Origin of the sequence: Nocardia miyunensis NBRC 108239 (assembly GCF_001613065.1) — a bacterium.
In the GTDB taxonomy this organism is placed as follows: Bacteria; Actinomycetota; Actinomycetes; order Mycobacteriales; family Mycobacteriaceae; genus Nocardia; species Nocardia miyunensis.
In genome coordinates this window covers 21429-39728 of record NZ_BDBQ01000085.1, presented here as the reverse complement: position 1 = coordinate 39728, position 18300 = coordinate 21429, and the positions used below count along the sequence as shown (strand labels likewise).

Annotated in this window: 16 protein-coding genes; 2 read left to right on the top strand and 14 right to left on the bottom strand. The window is 68.7% G+C overall.

The annotated features are described in order from the left end of the window. Positions 1–69 precede the first annotated feature (69 nt). The 4 genes from NM2_RS34080 to NM2_RS34065 form a co-directional block, all read right to left on the bottom strand. Positions 70–714: a ribonuclease H family protein gene (locus NM2_RS34080; protein WP_067677549.1), complete on the bottom strand. Its 645-nt coding sequence runs from the start codon at positions 712–714 to the stop codon at positions 70–72. 10 nt (positions 715–724) lie between these two features. Continuing rightward, positions 725–1246: an SRPBCC family protein gene (locus NM2_RS34075; protein WP_067677546.1), complete on the bottom strand. Its 522-nt coding sequence runs from the start codon at positions 1244–1246 to the stop codon at positions 725–727. Positions 1247–1331: 85 nt separating this feature from the next. After that, entirely contained in the window at positions 1332–2510 is a 1179-nt protein-coding gene (gene lhgD / locus NM2_RS34070) for an L-2-hydroxyglutarate dehydrogenase (RefSeq protein WP_067677544.1), read from the bottom strand. Positions 2511–2749: 239 nt separating this feature from the next. Further along, positions 2750–2959, bottom strand: a complete 210-nt coding sequence (locus NM2_RS34065; protein WP_084531846.1) for a zinc-binding dehydrogenase — start codon at positions 2957–2959, stop codon at positions 2750–2752. On the opposite strand from NM2_RS34065, the gene NM2_RS49590 reads away from it, so the two are divergent. After that, positions 2958–3113, top strand: coding sequence for a hypothetical protein (locus NM2_RS49590; RefSeq protein WP_157121483.1), 156 nt, complete (start codon positions 2958–2960; stop codon positions 3111–3113). The genes NM2_RS34065 and NM2_RS49590 overlap by 2 nt on opposite strands. A 426-nt stretch (positions 3114–3539) precedes the next feature. Here NM2_RS49590 and NM2_RS34060 read toward each other — a convergent pair whose 3' ends face one another. The 10 genes from NM2_RS34060 to NM2_RS34015 form a co-directional block, all read right to left on the bottom strand. Then, on the bottom strand, positions 3540–4193 hold the full coding sequence (locus NM2_RS34060; protein WP_067677539.1) for a hypothetical protein: 654 nt from the start codon (positions 4191–4193) through the stop codon (positions 3540–3542). A gap of 323 nt (positions 4194–4516) precedes the next feature. Further along, positions 4517–5308 carry a TIGR03084 family metal-binding protein gene (locus NM2_RS34055; protein WP_067677636.1) on the bottom strand — a complete coding sequence of 264 codons (792 nt, stop codon included), beginning with the start codon at positions 5306–5308 and terminating at the stop codon, positions 4517–4519. 73 nt (positions 5309–5381) lie between these two features. Then, positions 5382–6737 (bottom strand): DUF445 domain-containing protein, encoded by a 1356-nt coding sequence (locus tag NM2_RS34050; RefSeq protein WP_067677537.1) that lies wholly within the window; start codon positions 6735–6737, stop codon positions 5382–5384. 60 nt (positions 6738–6797) lie between these two features. After that, positions 6798–7802: a zinc-binding dehydrogenase gene (locus NM2_RS34045; protein ID WP_067677535.1), complete on the bottom strand. Its 1005-nt coding sequence runs from the start codon at positions 7800–7802 to the stop codon at positions 6798–6800. 44 nt (positions 7803–7846) lie between these two features. Then, positions 7847–8926, bottom strand: a complete 1080-nt coding sequence (locus tag NM2_RS34040; protein ID WP_067677533.1) for a PrsW family glutamic-type intramembrane protease — start codon at positions 8924–8926, stop codon at positions 7847–7849. Beyond that, positions 8923–9450, bottom strand: coding sequence for a hypothetical protein (locus NM2_RS34035; protein WP_157121482.1), 528 nt, complete (start codon positions 9448–9450; stop codon positions 8923–8925). Before NM2_RS34035 ends, NM2_RS34040 begins: the two co-directional genes overlap by 4 nt. 235 nt (positions 9451–9685) lie before the next feature. Continuing rightward, positions 9686–10198, bottom strand: coding sequence for a VOC family protein (locus NM2_RS34030; protein ID WP_067677529.1), 513 nt, complete (start codon positions 10196–10198; stop codon positions 9686–9688). A gap of 60 nt (positions 10199–10258) precedes the next feature. Then, on the bottom strand, positions 10259–11470 hold the full coding sequence (locus NM2_RS34025; protein WP_067677527.1) for an FAD-dependent monooxygenase: 1212 nt from the start codon (positions 11468–11470) through the stop codon (positions 10259–10261). A gap of 45 nt (positions 11471–11515) precedes the next feature. Next, positions 11516–14668 carry an AfsR/SARP family transcriptional regulator gene (locus tag NM2_RS34020; RefSeq protein WP_157121481.1) on the bottom strand — a complete coding sequence of 1051 codons (3153 nt, stop codon included), beginning with the start codon at positions 14666–14668 and terminating at the stop codon, positions 11516–11518. Between the two features lie 118 nt (positions 14669–14786). Continuing rightward, positions 14787–15362, bottom strand: coding sequence for a TetR/AcrR family transcriptional regulator (locus tag NM2_RS34015; protein WP_067677525.1), 576 nt, complete (start codon positions 15360–15362; stop codon positions 14787–14789). 391 nt (positions 15363–15753) lie between these two features. Between NM2_RS34015 and lon the strand changes: the two genes are divergently transcribed. Next, complete coding sequence (lon, locus tag NM2_RS34010; protein WP_067677631.1) at positions 15754–18210, top strand: endopeptidase La; 2457 nt, start codon at positions 15754–15756, stop codon at positions 18208–18210. Positions 18211–18300 lie beyond the last annotated feature (90 nt).

Genomic DNA, 18300 nt, shown 5'->3' with positions numbered 1-18300 from the left:
CAGGTGGGTTCGTTCCACCACTGCCGTCAGGCTTGCGGGCCGCCGTGGGCACAGATACGGCGGCCGTGCTCAGAACAGCGTCAGCGCATCGGCCTTGCGGGGCTGGGCGTGAGCTGATTGTGTTTGTGCGGCAGCCTTTTTCGTGCGCGGGGCCACCGCGGGAATGGGTTCGGTCGGCTCGGCCGGTTCGATGACGGGGATCGGTTCGGTCGGATCGGTGGTGGTCGGATCGGGCATCGCCAGGGCGGGCAGGTCGGAACTCCCGGTCGGGGCGGCGTCGGGGGCCGCCGCGGCCTGGCGGGCCGCCGTACCCGCGAGCTGATCGGCCTGTTCGTTGAAGTAGTTGCCGACGTGTCCGCGCACCCAGCGGAAGCGCACGGGCCCGGGGCGGCTGGCGATGGCCTGGTCGATGTGCCGGACGAGTTCGACGTTCTTGACCGGGCCGCCGGTGGAGGTGCGCCAGCCGTTCAGCCGCCAGCCGGAGATCCACTCCGAGGCGCATTTGATCGCATACAGCGAATCGCTCTCGATGAACAGCGGCTCCGCGCCCGGATGCGAGACGATCGCCTCGAGCACCGCGCGTAGCTCGGCGACCTGGTTGGTGCCCGATACGGCACCCCCGCTGCCGGAGGTGCCCTGGTGGTTGACCCAGGCCCACCCGATTGCGCCACCGGGATTGCGGAGGCAGGATCCGTCGGTGCTCACGATGATCATGGCAGGTACCCTACGCAATCCGGCCGACAAGATCTGTACCGTGGAATTCCTCTATAGCTCTTCGTAATTGAGATTCGGTGCGCCGCAGCATCCAGCGCAGGGTCGAGGCGACCATCGGGGCGCACATGCGGCCGGGCAGCCGATGTGCCTCGGGGTAGTCGATTTCCGAGGTCAGCACGGTGCGGCCGTAGCCGAGCGGATCGAAATGCAGGGTCATCGTGCCCCATGCGGCCGGGGTGCGGGCCGGATCGGAGTCCGCAGGCGCCGCCTTCCCCGAGCGGCGCCTGCGCAGCGTGTATCCGATGACCGCGTTCGGGCGGTACTGCGTGATCTCACACTCGACCGTGGGGTGCCACACACCCAGGCGCAGCGTCGCGGCATAGACGGCTCCGGATTCGTCACCGGGGTCGTCGGTCGGTTCGAAGGTTGCGACGCCGACCATCCACTCCGGCACGAACATCGGAGTGTCCGTGTAGGTGAAGGCGACCTCCACCGGCGCCCCGACGTCGCTCGCGTACTTGATGTGGCCCATAGGCGTACTTCCTGTTCCACGGCTGCCGATAAAAGTACTACAGGAGTCCTCTTTATTGAATGCTTATCGGCAGATGGCCCGGAAGTCAGAGTGATTCGACGATGTGCTCGGCGATGGGCATGGCGGAGGTCGCCGCCGGAGACGGCGCGTTGAGCACGTGGACCGACCGCTCGGTGCGCTCGATCATGAAGTCGTGCACCAGAGTTCCGTCCCGCAGCACCGCCTGTGCGCGGATACCGCATTCGCGGGGAAGCAGATCCGAGAGGGTGAGTTCGGGACAGTACTTGCGGCACTGCGCGAGATAGCCGCGCTTGAACAGCGAGTCACGCAGCTCGCGCAGCCCGGTGCGGACGTTGGCGGCCGCGACGCGGTGAAATCCCGGATAGCACAGGATCTCTCGGGCGTCGCGCAGATCGACGCCGCCCTTGCGGTAGCCCTCCCGCGCGAGTCCGAGCACCGCGTTCGGGCCGACGGTCAGCGCGCCGTCGATGGTCGGGCTCAGGTGCACGCCGAGGAAGGGCAGCTCCGGATCCGGGATCGGATAGATCAGCGTGTCGACCAGATCGCTTCGCGCGGAGGGTAATTGGTAGTACTCACCGCGAAAGGGCACGATACGCAACGAGATCGGCAGCCCGGCCAGGCGTGCCAGCCGGTCGGCCTGCAACCCGCCGCAGGCCACCATTCGTGCCGCGCGCCAGGACCCCGACGGCCCGGAAACCGTGACGGCATCGGAATTCTCGGCGATCGCGGTGATCTCCGCGCCGAGCACGATCTCCGCTCCGCGCGCTCGCACCTGCGCGGCCAGGACCTCGGTGACGCGGGTGTAGTCGACGATTGCGGTACTCGGCACATACAGCGCGCCGACCCCGCGCACGCGGGGTTCGCGCCGCGCGAGCTCGGCGGCATCGATCGATTCCACGTCCACGCCGTTGGTCACCGAGCGTTCGTACAGGTCCAGCATTCGGGCGTGTTCCGCGGAATCGGTTGCCACCAGCAGCTTTCCGCAGACTCGATACGGAATGTCGTGCGCCGCCGCGAATTCCGTCGTCCACCGTGCGCCCTGCCGGCACATCCGCGCCTTCAGGCTGCCCGGTGCGTAATAGATCCCCGAATGCACGACCCCGCTGTTGTGTCCAGTCTGATGTGTCGCGAGCCGATCCGCCTTGTCCACCAGCACCAGACTCGCCCCGGGCCGCTCCTGGAGAATCCGGTAGGCCGTCGCCACCCCGACGATGCCCCCGCCGATCACGCAGTAGTCGTACACCCACGCAGTCTTGCACGCGCTGGTGTTCCGGTGACGATCCCGCCGGGATCCGCATCGAGGTGAATTCGGCGAACTACGTCGACCGCATGGCCATGCCGTGGTCGATCTCGGATGACTCGACCGCCCGGCTCGCGTATGCCGTTCAGGTGCAGTCGAACTCGACCCTTCGATAGGGTGGCCCGGATTCCCGGCCGGGTCGGCGGTGTAGCGGACATGCCGCAGCAGACCGATGGGTGGTGTCAGCCGATCCGCAGGACGAGTTTGCCGTGGGCATGGCCGGACAGGCTCGCCTGGGCGGCACTGCGCCAGTCGTCCAGGGCGAAGGTGCCCGCGATCGGAATCGAGAAGCGGCCCTGCGCGGCGAGTTCCGCGTAGTCGCCCAGGACGTCGGTGCGCAGGGGGCGCGGCTGTGCCCAGCACACCGCTCGTCTGGCCACCGATATCGGCATGGCCCTGTTCCGTTCGGCTTCGGACCGCTGGATACCCGACGATCAGGCCGACCCCGCCACGATCATCTCGGCCATCGCCGCCGACCTGCGTACCGTCACCGCCGAGGGCCTGGCCTCCCTGGCTCCCGACCGTCCGGCAGCCGAACCCGCCTGACCGGCAATGCGGCTCCCGCGAACCCGGGGTCGCCGTCATTGTTCATCGTGAAACATCGCATTGCGCCGCAAGCTGATTCACTCAGGTGAAGCGATCGGCTCCCGGCCCAGCGTCATGTCGTGATTGCCGGCGGCAGCCTGTTCCGAGGCGGTCGGCTCACAGCTCGCTGCTCGAAGGTGTCCGCCTCCACCTGCCGACGATCCCGAGTCTCTCTGGCGCTCCGCACAATTCATCCGGATTCGGCATCCCCGCGTGCTGGCTCGCCGACCCGGTCGGGCAGTCGCAGCGCACACCGGAAGTGGCTCGCCGAGCCTGGGGCGTGCGACACCCGCGGACGTTCGTGGCACCCTGTCGCGGAGTGCGGTGTGGCGTAGAGCCTTTGGTCACGTCTGGTCGTGAGTGCGTCCGCCGGATCCCGCAGGCGAGCTACGCGGTGGCGAGCCGGTGGTTCGGGCTTGTCGGCTGCGCCAGGTCCGGGGCGGTAGTGCTCAGGTCCGGGGTGGCGGGGTCGGCGTGGCGCGGGGACATCTGGATGGACTGGCTGCCCAGATAGGGATCGGACAGAGCCAGGGTGATCCGGCCGTTTCGGACGTCCAGGTCGGTGCGGAGCCGGGTGCCGGGGGCGGTATCGCCGAGCAGGTTCGTGTCCAGGGTCATCGAAAGCGAATCCGGTTGGGGTCTGGTCAGATTCGCGCCGACGTAGGCGTCGCCGGGCAGGGGTAGGCGAGCGTCGAGGTCGGTGGTGGCCTGCACGGCCGCGGTGATCGGTGCGCTCGGCTCGGCGGGTGCGGGGGCCATCGCGGCAGGATGACGCAGATCGATGGTGACGGGCAGTTCGCGCGTCTCGGAGGTGAATCGCACAGCGGCGGTGGACGGTCGCGGAACGTCCGGTTCGGCGGCCTGCCGCAACAGGGGCGAAATCGCATCGGCCGCAGCGTCTTCCGGTGACGGGGTTCCGGCGGCCTCGTGCTGGCCGGTGGCCATCTGGTTGACGACGTACGTTCCGGCCGCAACGGTGAATCCGATGCTGGCCATACCGGCGAGCACCACGGCGGTGTGCCGGAGAATCTGCGATGTCACGGTGCGTACCTCTTTCCCCTGGTCCTCCCAGTCGCGCGACCCGCACCGTTGAAAGTCGTACGCTCGTCCAGATTACTGCGCCGCGAGTTACCGATTCGGGACGCGGAGGTGAAGATCACAGGTCACGAAATTCGAAAAATCTCGTGCCGCAAGGTTTCCGCAGGTGATCAACGGGGTAATCATCCGATCAGCTGGCGAGCGTCCGCTTCGACTGCCAACTCAGAGACCTCCGGCCAACGGCGTCCGGTCGGGCATCAGCCACGGCATATCCCGAGTTGACGCTCGCCCGCTCCAGTTGCCGCCCACCCGCGATCATCGCCGGTTCAGGCGAACTGCCCCGCCTCGCGCCCGGATCCCGCGGGCCCCGCGAACGCCTGCGCGATCGTCAGCCATTCCCGCGCATCCGCACCGGTGGCTTCGAGCGCCAGATCGTCGAGATGCCGCCGCTGCGTCACTCGCAGGCAGAAATCCACCGCCGGTCCCGTGACGCGCTGACTCGCCGACTCGGGCCCCCAGTTCCACACCGCGCCGTCCGGTGCGGTCAGTTCGATCCGGAAATCCTCGGCGGGGATGGGGCGATCGTGTACCGCATACGCGAAATTCCTTGTGCGCACGCCGATATGGGCGATGGTGCGCAGCCGCGCGGTCGGTGTGCGGGTCACGCCGAGCGCGTCGGCGACATCCTGTCCGTGCGCCCAGGTCTCCATCAGCCGGGCGCTGACCATGGACGCCGGGCTCATCGGCGGCCCGAACCAGCTCAGCTTCGTCCCCGCGGGCACCGCTAGCAGCGCCTGCGCGAGCGCCTCGCGGCCGCGCCGCCATCGCTCGAGCAGTTCCTCCGGCGGGGCGGCGGCGGCCTCGACCGCGGCTTCGTCGACGAACGTCCCCGCTCGCGGCAACGCGTCACGCACCAGTTCGCCGAACGCGGCGTCGTCGGTCGCGGAAAGTGTGGCGACCTCATCCGTCCAGGTCAGGTGGCCGATCTGATGGGCGATGGTCCAGCCGGGCGCGGGTGTGGCGAGTGCCCACTGGGCCGCGGGCAGCCCGGCGACGATCCGGTCCAGATCGGCGCATTCCGCCGCGAGATCATCCAGCAGTGCCGCCACGTCCACCATGCGGATCAGCATGGCAAACAACCCCGGAAAAATGCAAGCATGCCTGCTTGTTATCGACCGTGCCCGACCCGGCCTACCAGCCGAACAGCACCATGTGCACCGCGCCGACGACCAGACCCAGCACCGCACCGTGCAGATACAGCAGCCAGGCATCCTGCTCGACCGAGGCGTAGAACATCTCCATGAACTCCCCCGGCGTGAGCTGCTGCAATTTGCGCGCGGCGAACTCGTCGATCTTCTTCGCCTGCTCCAGCGCGAACGCCTCGTCCGCGACCAGCGTCGGCGCCAGGCCCACCGCGGCGCCGGCCGCGCCCACCTTCAGATTGTCGAACTGCCTGCGGCCGAACGCGACTCGCACCATCCCCGTGGTGGGGCCGAGCTGCCGGTGGATCTCCTCGGAGATCAGCGTCTCCACGATCTGATACGTCTTGTCGCCGTTGGGCCCGGCGAGCAGTTCGGTGGCCAGATTCGGCAGGGTGAGCACCTGATAGGCCAGGATGTGCGCCAGATCGCCCGCGGCCTGCGGCTGCCGCTTGGCCAGCAGCGCCTGCTTCCACAGATATTTGTAGCGCGGCTGCGGATCGCCCGGTTCGAACACCATCTTGATCGCGATGACGTTCACCAGCACGCCGATCGAGGCCGTCACGGTCAGGATGATCAGCCAACCCGGGATCAGGTTCAGGACCGGGGCGTTGTCGTGAACGAACATCAGCAGCGCGAGCAACAGTCCGAACGGCGCGCCCAACAGGCCGATCCGCACCATGAACTTCAGCTCCGGCGCGGCGATCGTGGTGGTCAGATCCTTGAGAATGTGCGGATTCTCGCGCAGATAGCGGATGACGAAGATCTTGATATCGATCAGCTGATCGACATTGTCCCCGAGCTGTTCGAACGCGCGGCGGCACATCGTGGGCAGTTCCCGTTCCACCCGCTGATACAGCAGTTGGCGAGCCGCCCGCGGGACCGCGCGCCACAGCTCCGGATTCTCCCGCTGCATGACGCCGTCCACCAGTTCGGGCACCTGCGGCCGGGCGACCTCCGCGATGAAGTCGGCGATACCCTGCAGATCCAGTTCGTGGATGAAATCCCGGGGACTGCCGATCCGCATGATCGCCATATCCACGCAGATACTGGCCATCTTCTCCGCGCGCGCGGGGATGAATCCCTGGAAACCGATCCGGCTGCCGTCGCCGGAGAACGTCGGCAGCACCTGCACCCGGCGCGGGAAGTAGGGGTACAGCACCTTCAGGCCGGGCACCCGAACGCCGCGAAACTGCAACGGCCAGAACAACATCAGCACGCCGGTCCAGTTGGTGAGCCAACCCGCGAGCCCGCTGAAGATCGCGAAACTGACCAGATCGACGACCAGTTTGGACTGGTGGGTGAGGTTCTCCCAGTCGACGAACACCCCGCCGCCGAGTGAGGTCATCGTCTGGGGCCCCCTTGTGCGGTACCGATGCTGATATCTCGAGGCACCAACCCTCTCATACTAGGGTTCGAGCACGATCCGGATGGGGTTGCCCTGCTTGGACTCCAGTGCGGCGACCGCTTTCTCGGCATCGGCCAGCGGCAGCACGGCGCTGACCGACCGGGCGAAGTCCACCCGGTGCAGGCGCTGGAGCTTGACCAGTTCGGTCACGTGTTCGGGGGTGGAGCCGTAGTGTCCGCGCAACTGCTGCCCGAAGAAGCTGAACGCGGTGCCCCCGGTGATGGTGATCGGCTTGTCGGTCAGCCCGACCAGTACCAGCCGTCCGCCCGGTCCGAGGCAGATGATCGCCTGTTCGCGCACGGCGGCGACCCCGGCGAAATCGAAGGCCGCGGCCAGTCCGGCACCGCCGGTGGCGGCGAAGACCTGGCTGCGCAGGTCGGGATCGGCCGGGTCCAGGGCCAGATCCGCGCCGAATTCCAGGGCGCGTTCGCGCGCGGCGGGCAGCGGATCGACCGCGATGATCGGCGCCGCGCCCATCAACCGCAGCAGCTGCACACCGTGTGCGCCGAGACCGCCCACACCCCAGACGCCGACCGGTTCGGCCGGGCGCACCTGCGCGGTCGCGGTGATCGCCGCCCACGGTGTCGACACCGCGTCCGGGATGAAACATGCCTGTTCGAAGGGCAGATCGTCGGGAATCGGGACCAGGGTGTCGACGCGGGCGAGGGCGTATTCGGCCCAGCCGCCGTCGTAGTCGACGCCCCGGGTGAACACCGCGCCGTTGCGCTCCTCACCGGCCTGCAGCAGCACCCGGTCGCCCACCTTCGCCGCGGTCACGCCGGGGCCGAGCGTATGCACCGTCCCGGCGACCTCGTGACCCAGGGTGACCACGTCACCGTCGAGGAACAGCGGGGTCAGGGTGCCGTCGATGAGGTGTACGTCGGACAGGCACACGCCCGCCGCGGCCACCTCGATCAGCACCTGATCCGGGCCCGGTTCGGGAACGGGCACCTCGTCGAGTGCCAGATGACGTTCCGGTCCCAGATGCAGTCGCGCTGCCAGCATCGTCCACTCCTCACGAATCGGTTTGTCGGGTGATGCGCCCGGTCTCAGCCGGTTCCGTGATCGATGGCCGACCCGCCGGATCTCCCGAGTATCGCACCGTCGGTACCACATAGTCGGGCATCCACGATTTGTACCCAGTCCAAAAGCTCATTTCGGCGCAGCACCGCGATCCGGTGCGGCAGACGCAGTGCGCGGCGGGCACGTCGCCGGCTGCGGCGGGAGATCAGGGTGTTCAGTTCGTCGGGCGGGGCGAGGTGTTGTGCGACGGCCCAGTCGACCACCGATCGGTACCAGCGCGTTTCGATCCGGACCACCCAGCGGTAGACCGTGACGAATATGACGACGTAGAGGAGAGTCCGCCACAGCACGGTGCCGATCGCGTTGTTGCCCGGCATCGGGGCGTCCCAGCCGAAATGCATTGCGGCGCCGAGCAGATAGAACACCACCAGGGCGCTCGCCCGCCGCGCGCGGGACCACCCCGACGCGCAGACCGCGGTGACGATGCCGATTCCGGCGATCCCGGTGAGCATCCAGTGCGAGGTGGCGCCGGTCAGCAGCCGCAGAATCGCGACCAGCAGCGCAGTGCCGAGATCGCCCTGCGCGGACAGCAGCCCGGCATTGGCCGAGTAGGTGGCGTCCTCGGTGATCTGGAATCCGAGTCCGGTGAACCCGCCGAGCAGCAGCCCGTGCATGGGCCTGCTCAGCTGCGACCGGAACAGCCAGGCGACCGCCAGAACTCCCGCGCCCTTGACGCCCTCCTCGATGATCGAGGCCGAGATCGGCGCCTGCCAGTCCGCCGCGAACGCGTCCCCGGCGAGATTCTGAATGGCGTGAATGAGGTTGTCGTTGCCGAAGATCGCGATCCCGGGCCCGGCCGCGGCGCCCCACACGAATCCCATCGCGAGCGGGACGCGAATCCGCACGTGGTCGCGGAACAGATCCAGCCAGATCAGCAGTGCGCCGACCACCAGCAGCGTCACCACCATGAACGGCAGTCCGACCAGGATTCCGGACCAGGTGAGCAGCGCGGCCGGGAGCAGTTGCAGCACCAGCGCGATCGATCCGGCCAGGCAGATCAGGCAGTACGTCCACCACAGCGCCGAACGCGGCCGGAACCAGGTCATGACGGCACCCGCAGCGAGTACACGATCGGTTGCAGATCCGCACCGGCGTCGGTCCCGCTGATCAGCACCGACACCACGAGATTGTGATCGCCGAGGATCGCGCACACCCCCGGACGCGTGCTGCCCCGGCAGGTCGGCCCGGCGAATCCGTAGGTGTTGGCGATATTCCCGCCGTCCTCGCGCACCGGAAAAGCCTGTGTCCCCAGCACTTTTCGCCGCCACTGGGCCGCGGAGCCGAAATCGGTGACCCCGTTGGCGACGGTGACCAGCAGGACCCGTCCGTTCGGACCGTCCAGAACCGCGGTCGTATGGTCGCCGGTCGGCCGTCGATTCCAGCCGTCCACGCCGGAGAATTCGATCGTCTCGGGGTCCTGGCCGGGTGCGGTGAGCCGGATCGTCGCGCCGTGGTTCACCGGCGTCTCCCGCGTCGGAACCAGGGCGGCCATCGCCGCGGGCACCGCGATCAGCACCCCCACGATTCCCGTGATCACCCCGGCTCGCCGCCAGTCCCGTCCTGCGCCCAACACCCGCTCCTCTCGGCGCGGCCTACCGCTGCCCGGGCAAACCGACACTCTCGAGGATAGAAGCCCTACCGCGGCAGTTGCGGGACGACCGCGGCGGCGAACCGGCGATTGCCGAAAACCCCGACCATCGCGCTCCCGGCCCGGGGAGAGCGCGGCCGGACGGCCGATTCGCGGGGCGATGATCAGGGCTTCATCCGCCGACGGCCGCCGGAATGTACCGGTCCGCCGAGAGCGTCTACGCACGGTGCCACGGGTTGCGGTAACCGTCGGGAATCATGCTGTCGAACAGAGCTCGGGCGTCGGCTGGCAGGCGCAGCAGTTCGATGTGCGCGCCGAGTGGCCCGCCCGCCAGATATGCGAATTCCATACCGAGCTCGGCGACGGTGCAATGCTGGACCACCTCGATCCCACGGGCGCGTGCCCGCGCGAGTGACGCATCGAAATCCTCTGGAACATAAGCGATGTGGTTGAGTCCGGGACCTGAGCGCGCGAGCTGTTCGGTGTACAGGTTCGCACCCGACACCGGGGCGATCAGTTCGAGTTGCTGACCGCCGGCGTAGGCGAGCGAGGTGTCGACGACGTAGTCGGCGGGCGCACCGCGGTAGCGCGCCTGATCGGGCCCGAAGCGCATGCTGGGCATGCGCATCCAGGTCTCGACGCCGTACTGTTCGCCGAACTCTCTTTCGGCGGTGTCGAGGTCGTGGACGACCCACGCCAGCTGGAAGATCGGGCCGGTGACGATACTCATGCGGGTACTCCTCGATGAATCTGGAACGGGAATGAGCGAAGGCGTTGCGGGGCAACGGGTTCAGTAGTCCGTGAGGCGAATGGCATTGGCGGCGTGCTCGAGCGGCTTGATGATCGGGCGCAACGCCAAGCCCTTCCAGGGCATGTGGCGCAGCATCCGCAACATGGTGGTCTGCAGCCGGATCGCGCGCCGGTTCGCGGCGACCATCTGGGTGGCGTTGCTCCAGCCCAAGGTCAGGTTCTCGGTGACGTAATCACCCAGCACGGCCTGGTAGCGATCGAACGCGACGCGATGGTCGCCCGCGGCCGCTTTCAATTCTCCGGCAAGGACATACGCCCCGACCAGCGCCATGCTCGTGCCCTGCCCGGACAACGGTGACGGGCACCACGCGGCGTCACCGACCACCGCGACGCGCCCCCGCGACCAGCGGTCGAGGTGGATCTGGCTGACGGTGTCGAAGTAGAAGTCCGGGGAGTCCGGCATGGCGTCGAGCAGGGCCGGTGTCCGCCAGCCCGCGTCGGCGAACGCACCGGCCACCAGTTGTTGCTGAGCAGCCCGGTCGCGACGGTCGGGCAGCTGCTCGGGAACTCGGAAGATGAACTGCGCCTTGGCCGTACTCCGCTGCGTCGCGTACACCTGCACCACCTGACCGGGGATGGGATGTATCAGCTCCCAGTGGTCGAGCTCCAGAGAATTCGGTACCGAGACCACACAGGCGGCCATTCCGGTGTGCCGGGCGAACTGTTCCTCGGCCCCGAAGACCAACCGGCGCACCGCCGAATGCATGCCGTCGGCACCGATCACCAGATCGAACACTCGTGGCGCGGCATTGCGGAACCGGACGCGTACTCCGTCGGCTTGCTCCGCGATCTCGACGATCGAATCACCGTAGAGGTATTCGACCACGTCCTTGGTGGCGTCGAAGAGAATCCGGGACAGGTCTCCGCGCAGTACCTCGTCGTCGCCGCGCGAGCGCAACCCGATCAGCTCGGGCCCCAAGGTGGCCAGGGCCTCGCCGCTGCCGTCGACCCACGTCCCGCCCCGGATCGCGGTGGAGGCCTGGCGAATCTCCTGCGACAGGCCCATCCGGTCGATCACGTCCATCGCCACGCCACGGATGTCGACCTTGTAGCCCCCTTCCCGCAGGGTGGGAGCCTGCTCGACGACGGTGACGGCGAACCCGTACCGAGTCAGCCAGTAGGCCAGGGCCGGACCGGCGACACTCGCACCGGAGATGAGGACCGTCTTGTTGGTGAACTGCTGTGTTGTCATGCGAACAGCGTCGGACGCGACGCTCACCGAACCCTCACCGTCGGCTCACCGCCACTCACCGAGCAGCGCGGCGACCTCCTCGACCGTGGATTCGGCGCCGCGGGCGTATGCGGCCCGGAAACCGTGTTCGCCCAGCTCCGCCCGGCACCGGGCGGTGGTCTCCGCGATCACACCGCCTCCGGCCGCGGGCATTCCGCGCAACGCCTCGGCAGCGCCGAGCAACACCGCACCCCGTTCCGGACGCCCGAGCGCGGTGGCGAACCCCGCCACGGCTTCGACGGCCTCGGCCGCCACCGGCCGGGATACCCGGTGCGACAACTCGAACGCCTCGCGCGGCGCCGCCCGCCCGGCATCGATGTCGCCTTCCATCAGCGACGTCCAGCCCATTCCGATGAGGCTGCGGGCGCGGGCTTCGGCCATGCCGGCCGACTCGTTGTCGGGCGACTCGAGGGCCGTGGCGTAGTACCGCCGCGCCTCGGCCGGGTCTCCCGCGGCCCTGGCCAGGTCGCCCAGCCCGCGTAGCGCGTTGGCATACATGTCCGTCGCGCCCGCTGAGCGGGCGAGCTCGGCAGCGCGGCGGTAGGCGACTTCGGCTCCGGCCGCATCGGGAGCCCGGCCCGGCCCGCGCGCCAGCATGTCGCCGCGGCGGTTCAACAGGTCCGCCGCCTCGTCGCCGACCCCCAGCTCGGCGAACAAGGCCACCGCCTCGTCGATCGATTCGAGGGCCGCGCCGCGCTCACCGCGCCAATCGGCGACGACAGCGAGTTTGTCGAGCGTCGTCGCTATCGCCCACCGATCGCCTGTGGCGCGGAAACCGGCGAGCGCACAACGCAATTCGGGTTCGGCGAGTCGAGGCTGCCCGGACATGAGCAGGTGCAGCCCCGCACCCAGACGGCGAAAGGCCTGCGCCCACGGGTCGGGCCCGAACAGCCGGTCCAGGCGCTCGGCCTCCGGACCGGGCAGACCACCGCTCGTTGCCAGCAGAAACACCAGATGCGGTCGCCGCAGCGGCTTTTCGAGGCCCGCCACCGCCGAAACGGCAACTCCGACCGCGGCCGAATAGCCGGCCTGCCCACGCGCGGCGACCGCCGCGCACAGCGCGTATTCCTCGACGCATGTCGCCGGATCGAGACCGTGGAGCAGCGTGCCCGCCAGCTCGACGGCGTCGCCCGGACGTCCGCTGAGCCACCAGTACCAGGCTTGGGCGGCGATGAGTTGTCGGGCCAGTGCGGGATCGGCGCTCACGGCCCAGCGCAGCGCCGCCTGCAGGTTGTCGTGTTCCTGGGACAGCAATGTCAGCCACCGCAACTGATCCGGGCCGCGCAACAGTGGATCCGCCCGCTCGGCCAGTTCGGTGTAGTAGCGAGCGCAGGCGTTGCGCAGCCGCTCGTGTTCACCGGATTCGGCCAGCCGGGCCGAGCTGTAGGCGCGGATCGTCTCCAGCATCCGGTAGCGGCCCCCGCGCACCTCAACCAGCGATTTCTCGGCCAAGTCGGCGAGCAGTTCGTCGGCGTCGTCGAGTTCGCAGACGGATGCGACCGCACCGGCGGTGACGTCGCCGGCGAACACCGCGAAACGTCGGGCCAGCAGGCGTTCGGCCGGGTCCAGCAACTCCCAGCTCCAATGCACGACCGCCCGCAGAGTTCGGTGCCGGGGTTCGGCGGTGCGGTCTCCTCGCGTCAGCAATCGGAAGCGGTCGGCGAGCCGTGCGTCGATTTCGGCTATATCCAGCGTGCGCAGCCGTGCGGCGGCCAGTTCCAGTGCGAGCGGCAGCCCGTCGAGCCGCGCACAGATGCGCCGCACGAGCGCGATCGTGCCGGCATCGACGGTGAACCCGGGCCGCGCCGCGGCGGCACGATCGGCGAACAGGCGGACCGCGGTGCAACCGAGCTGTTCGGGCAGCGGCGCCTTGGGGTCGGCGACCGGCAGCTGCCCGACCGCGACGACGATCTCACCGGTGATGCGCAGGCATTCGCGGCTGGTCGCCAGCACCCGAACCCCCGGACAGTCACGCAGCAGCCCGTGCACGAGCCGGGCGCAGGCATCCACCAGGTGCTCGCAGTTGTCCAGCACGATCAGCAGCGCCCGGTCCGTGAGCAGGGCGCGCAGCCCGGTCTCGGCGTCTTCGTGCTCGGTGCCCGCGCGCCCACCGAGTGCCGCGGTGATCTCCCGGGCGATCTGCTCGCCGGCCGACAACGGTGACAGGTCGACGAAGAACACCTCACCCGATGCTCGGGCGCCGGCCTCGAGCGCCAGCCGGGTTTTGCCGGTGCCACCGGGACCGGTCAGCGTCACCAGCCGGGATCGTCCGAGCAGCGCCGAGATCTGCGCCAGCTCATCGTCGCGTCCGACGAAGGTGGTGAGCGGCGCAGGCCAGCGGCGCGCCGGCACCGTGCCCGCTTCCGCCCGCAAGATCTCCAGATGTGCCTGCGCGAGCTCGGCCGACGGGTCGATGCCCAGTTCCTCGGCGAGCAGCCGCCGCCCCTGCTCGAACAGTTCCAGCGCCTCGCCACGGCGGCCGGCGCCGGACAGCCCGCGCATCAGCAAGGCCCGGGTCCGTTCCCGGAGTGGTTGTGCGGCAACCAGTTCCGTGAGCAGAGCGACCGCGGCGCGATGGTCACCGAGGGCCAGCGCGGCCTCGGCGCGATCCTCCCGCGCGGCCAGCCGGATCTCGGTCAGGCGGTTGACCACGGCGGCCGCGAAAGGGGCGTCACACACGTCGGCCAGTGCCGCGCCCCGCCACATCCGCTCGGCCTCATCCAGTAACGCGGCGGCGGTGGCCGGATCTCGGTCGCCCAACGCGTCGCGGGCATCCCCGGCCAACTGGACGAACCGATGCGCGTCCACCGCCGCCGGGTCGATCGCGAGACGGTAGCCGGCCGCCGCGGACTCCAGGCACTCCTCGGCGCCGGCAGCCCGCAACGCACGCCGCAATCGCGAAATCTGGGATTGCAGAGCATGTCTGGCGTCGCGCGGCGGTTCCTCCCCGTACAGGTCGTCGATCAGCCGCTCCCGGGACACCAGCGAACCGGCCTCGGACGCCAGCAACGCCAGCAACGTCCGTACTTGCGGACCACCGACCGCCACCGGGCTCCCCCCGGCCCGGCGCATCTCCACCGGACCCAGAATCCCGATCTGCACGATCGTCAGTATGACCGAACACGGGCGCGGATCCGGCTCGTGTGCCGTCTCGTCCATCGATCTCCTCATGACCGCATTCGCGGCGAAAATCGTATCCCCGCCGAGGGGGCGCCGGACAGGTTCACCGCCGCCCCGGATCGCCTACGCGCAGTGCGACCGGCGGTAACTCGGCGATTCAGTCGTAGGGCGGCCAGTTCGACAGAGTGTGGTGCAGCGCGTCGACGATATTCGGCCAGGAGTCGGCGGCAGGGCGGGAGTGGGCGAATCCGCCGGACGCCTCGAGTGTGGCGAATCCGTGAAAAGTGCTGCGCAACAAGCGAGCCGCGTCCAGACCCGCGGTTTCGCCGAGGTCGTAGCCGCGCAGCACCGCCGTGGTGAGTTCGATACTGCGCAGCAGGGCGGGGTCCTCGCCCACCTCGGCCGGATCCATCCGAATCTGTGTCGCCGCATAGCGTTCCGGATGATCCAGGACATAGGACCGATACGCGTCGGCGAAGGCGATCAGCGCGTCCCGGCCGGAGCGTCCCGCGACGGCCGCCCCGATCCGCTCGTTCAATTCCGCACTGGCCAGCAGCGCCACTCGAACCCGCAGATCGTGCAGATTGCGCACGTGGACATACAGACTCGGATCCCGCACCCCGAATTTCCGCGCGACCGCCGACAGGGTGAGCTTGTCGAAGCCGATCTCGTCGGCGAGTTCGGCCGCGCCGCGAACCACGCGCTCGGTCGTCAGACCGGATCGGGGTGACATACCTCCAACCTAATACCCCTAGGCGCGGTTGACGTGTGCGCGGCCTCGGCGGGAGTCGGCCCGCCTCCGCGAGCGAGTCCTACCGTGCATCGACCGGGGACCGGTCGGGATCTCCCGCCGATAGTCGCCGATCTCCGGTCCTGGTGAGCCTGTGGATGAATGTGCATGATTCGGATGTTCGGATCGGAACAATTCGGGATCGGTCAGTGTTGAGTGCGGCAGACTCAACTTCGAGTTTCGTACGTGTTCGCGGGCAGTGAACGCCAGATCGGAACAGAACCGGAAAACTCGGGGTTGAGTAGGTATCGCTCAAGTTTGGAAAGGGTCGAACGTGACTACACCACAGAATTTGCCGGTGCTGTTCCTGACCGATCCGATCGTGCTGCCGGGCATGGTGGTGCCCATCGAGCTCGACGAGTCGGCGCAGGCCGCCATCGATGCCGCTCGGGCAGCGGGGCTGGACGCCGTGCTGCTCGCTCCCCGGCTGGCCGAGGGTTATGCGTCCTTCGGCGTGGTGGCGACGATCGAACAGGTCGGACGGATGCGCGGCGGCGCACCGGCGGCCGTGTTGAAGGCCGAGCGGCGCGCGAAGATCGGCCACGGGGTCACCGGGCCGGGTGCGGCGCTGTGGGTCGAGGCCGAACCGGTCGAGATCCCCGAGGCCGACGGGCGCACGAAGGAACTCGCCGCCGAATACAAGAAGCTGGTCGTCTCGGTGCTGCAGCGCCGCGAGGCATGGCAGGTGATCGACGCGGTCAACCGGCTGACCGATCCCTCCGCACTGGCCGACGCCGCCGGATACGCCCCGTACCTGACCGACGAGCAGAAGCGCGAAATACTCGAAACCCCGGACGTGACAACACGTCTGACCACGCTGATCGGCTGGACCAAGGACCACATCGCCGAGGCGGAAGTGGCCGAGAAGATCAGCGAGGACGTGCGCGAGGGCATGGAGAAGTCCCAGCGCGAATTCCTGCTTCGCCAGCAGCTCAACGCGATTCGCAAGGAGCTGGGCGAGGGCGAGCCCGACGGCGCGGACGACTACCGCACCCGGGTGGAGCAGGCCGACCTGCCCGAGACGATCCGCGCCGCCGCGCTGCGCGAGGTCGATCGGCTCGAGCGCGGCAGCGATCAGAGCCCGGAGTCGGGCTGGATCCGCACCTGGCTGGACACCGTGCTGGAGTTGCCGTGGACGGTGAAAACCACTGATGCGACCGATGTTTCGGCCGCACGCGAAATCCTCGACGCCGATCACCACGGCTTGGACGAGGTGAAGGACCGCATGGTCGAATACCTGGCGGTGCGTGCCCGGCGAGCCGCGCGCGGACTGGAGGTCGTCGGCGGACGCGGTTCCGGCGCGGTGCTGGTGCTGGTCGGCCCGCCCGGTGTGGGCAAGACCTCGCTCGGCGAGAGCGTGGCACGGGCGCTGGGCCGCAAGTTCGTCCGCGTCGCCCTGGGCGGCGTGCGCGACGAGGCGGAGATCCGCGGTCACCGGCGCACCTACGTCGGCGCGCTGCCCGGCCGGATCGTGCGCGCGATCAAGGAGGCGGGATCGATGAATCCCGTTGTGCTGCTGGACGAGATCGACAAGGTCGGCTCCGACTTCCGGGGCGACCCGGCCGCGGCGCTGCTCGAGGTGCTGGATCCGGCGCAGAACCACACGTTCCGCGATCACTACCTGGATCTGGACCTGGACCTGTCCGACGTGATGTTCATCGCGACCGCGAACGTCATGGACACCATCCCGGGCCCGCTGCTGGACCGCATGGAGCTGATCACGGTCGACGGCTACACCGAGGACGACAAGGTGGCCATCGCCCGCGACTTCCTGATCCCGCGCCAGCTCGAGCGCAATGCGCTCACCGCGCAGGAGGTTTCGATCACCGACGAGGCGTTGCGCGAGATCGCCGCGAACTACACCCGGGAGGCCGGGGTGCGGCAGATGGAACGCCTGATCGCCAAGGCGCTGCGCAAGGCCGCGACCAAGCTGTCCGAGTCCGCGGACATCGCCGAAAGCCCGCTCGACAAGGGTGAATTCGTGCCGGAAAGTCTGGGTTACGACAGGGATCTGGGTTACGACGACGAAACCGCCGCGACCGCGAGCAGTTCCGACACATTGGTGATCGGGCTGGGTGACCTGAAGGACTACCTGGGCCGTCCGCGCTTCACCCCCGACGGGGTGGAACGCACCGCGGTCCCCGGTGTCGCGACGGGTCTGGCCGTGACCGGCGCGGGCGGCGACGTCCTGTACATCGAGGCCAACGCCGCCGAGGGCGAACGTTCGCTGACCCTGACCGGTCAGCTGGGCGATGTGATGAAGGAATCCGCGCAGATCGCGCTGACCTACGTCCGCTCGCACCTCGAGGAGATCGGCATCCAACCTCCCTCCGATGCCGCAGCTCCCGAGGACCTACGTGGTTACGCTCCGCTGCCGCCTCCGGCCCGCCGGAGCGCTGCGGGGGTGCTGGATCGCAACATCCACATCCACTTCCCGGCGGGCGCGGTGCCCAAGGACGGCCCGTCCGCGGGTGTGACCATGGTGACCGCGCTGGTGTCGCTGGCGCTGGACCGGCAGGTCCGCGCGGACGTCGGCATGACCGGTGAGGTCACGCTGAACGGCCGGGTGCTGCCGATCGGCGGGGTGAAGCAGAAACTGCTCGCCGCCCAGCGCGCGGGACTGAAGACGGTGTTCATCCCGGCCCGCAACGAGCCGGATCTGGACGACGTCCCCGCCGAGGTGCTGGCCGCGCTGGATGTGCGTCCCGTCGCGGACGTGGCCGACATCCTGGCCTACGCCATCGAGCCGGTCGCCGAACCGGCCTACCAGGCGTTCGCCGCCTCGGCCTGATCGGCTGCCGAAGGGCCGTGCATCTCATCGAGGTGCACGGCCCTTTTCGTACGCGGAATCGGCGGTGCGCGGTGACCTGGCGTGACACGC

Excerpts from the sequence above, each read along its gene's own strand:
- NM2_RS34080 (WP_067677549.1), bottom strand. The coding sequence starts at position 714 with ATGATCATCGTGAGCACCGACGGATCCTGCCTCCGCAATCCCGGTGGC.
- NM2_RS34075 (WP_067677546.1), bottom strand. The coding sequence starts at position 1,246 with ATGGGCCACATCAAGTACGCGAGCGACGTCGGGGCGCCGGTGGAGGTC.
- NM2_RS49590 (WP_157121483.1), top strand. The coding sequence starts at position 2,958 with ATGGCCCTGTTCCGTTCGGCTTCGGACCGCTGGATACCCGACGATCAG.
- NM2_RS34065 (WP_084531846.1), bottom strand. The coding sequence starts at position 2,959 with ATGCCGATATCGGTGGCCAGACGAGCGGTGTGCTGGGCACAGCCGCGC.
- NM2_RS34055 (WP_067677636.1), bottom strand. The coding sequence starts at position 5,308 with ATGGTGGACGTGGCGGCACTGCTGGATGATCTCGCGGCGGAATGCGCC.
- NM2_RS34050 (WP_067677537.1), bottom strand. The coding sequence starts at position 6,737 with ATGACCTCACTCGGCGGCGGGGTGTTCGTCGACTGGGAGAACCTCACC.
- NM2_RS34045 (WP_067677535.1), bottom strand. The coding sequence starts at position 7,802 with ATGCTGGCAGCGCGACTGCATCTGGGACCGGAACGTCATCTGGCACTC.
- NM2_RS34040 (WP_067677533.1), bottom strand. The coding sequence starts at position 8,926 with ATGACCTGGTTCCGGCCGCGTTCGGCGCTGTGGTGGACGTACTGCCTG.
- NM2_RS34030 (WP_067677529.1), bottom strand. The coding sequence starts at position 10,198 with ATGAGTATCGTCACCGGCCCGATCTTCCAGCTGGCGTGGGTCGTCCAC.
- NM2_RS34025 (WP_067677527.1), bottom strand. The coding sequence starts at position 11,470 with ATGACAACACAGCAGTTCACCAACAAGACGGTCCTCATCTCCGGTGCG.
- NM2_RS34020 (WP_157121481.1), bottom strand. The coding sequence starts at position 14,668 with ATGGACGAGACGGCACACGAGCCGGATCCGCGCCCGTGTTCGGTCATA.
- NM2_RS34015 (WP_067677525.1), bottom strand. The coding sequence starts at position 15,362 with ATGTCACCCCGATCCGGTCTGACGACCGAGCGCGTGGTTCGCGGCGCG.
- lon (WP_067677631.1), top strand. The coding sequence starts at position 15,754 with ATGGTGGTGCCCATCGAGCTCGACGAGTCGGCGCAGGCCGCCATCGAT.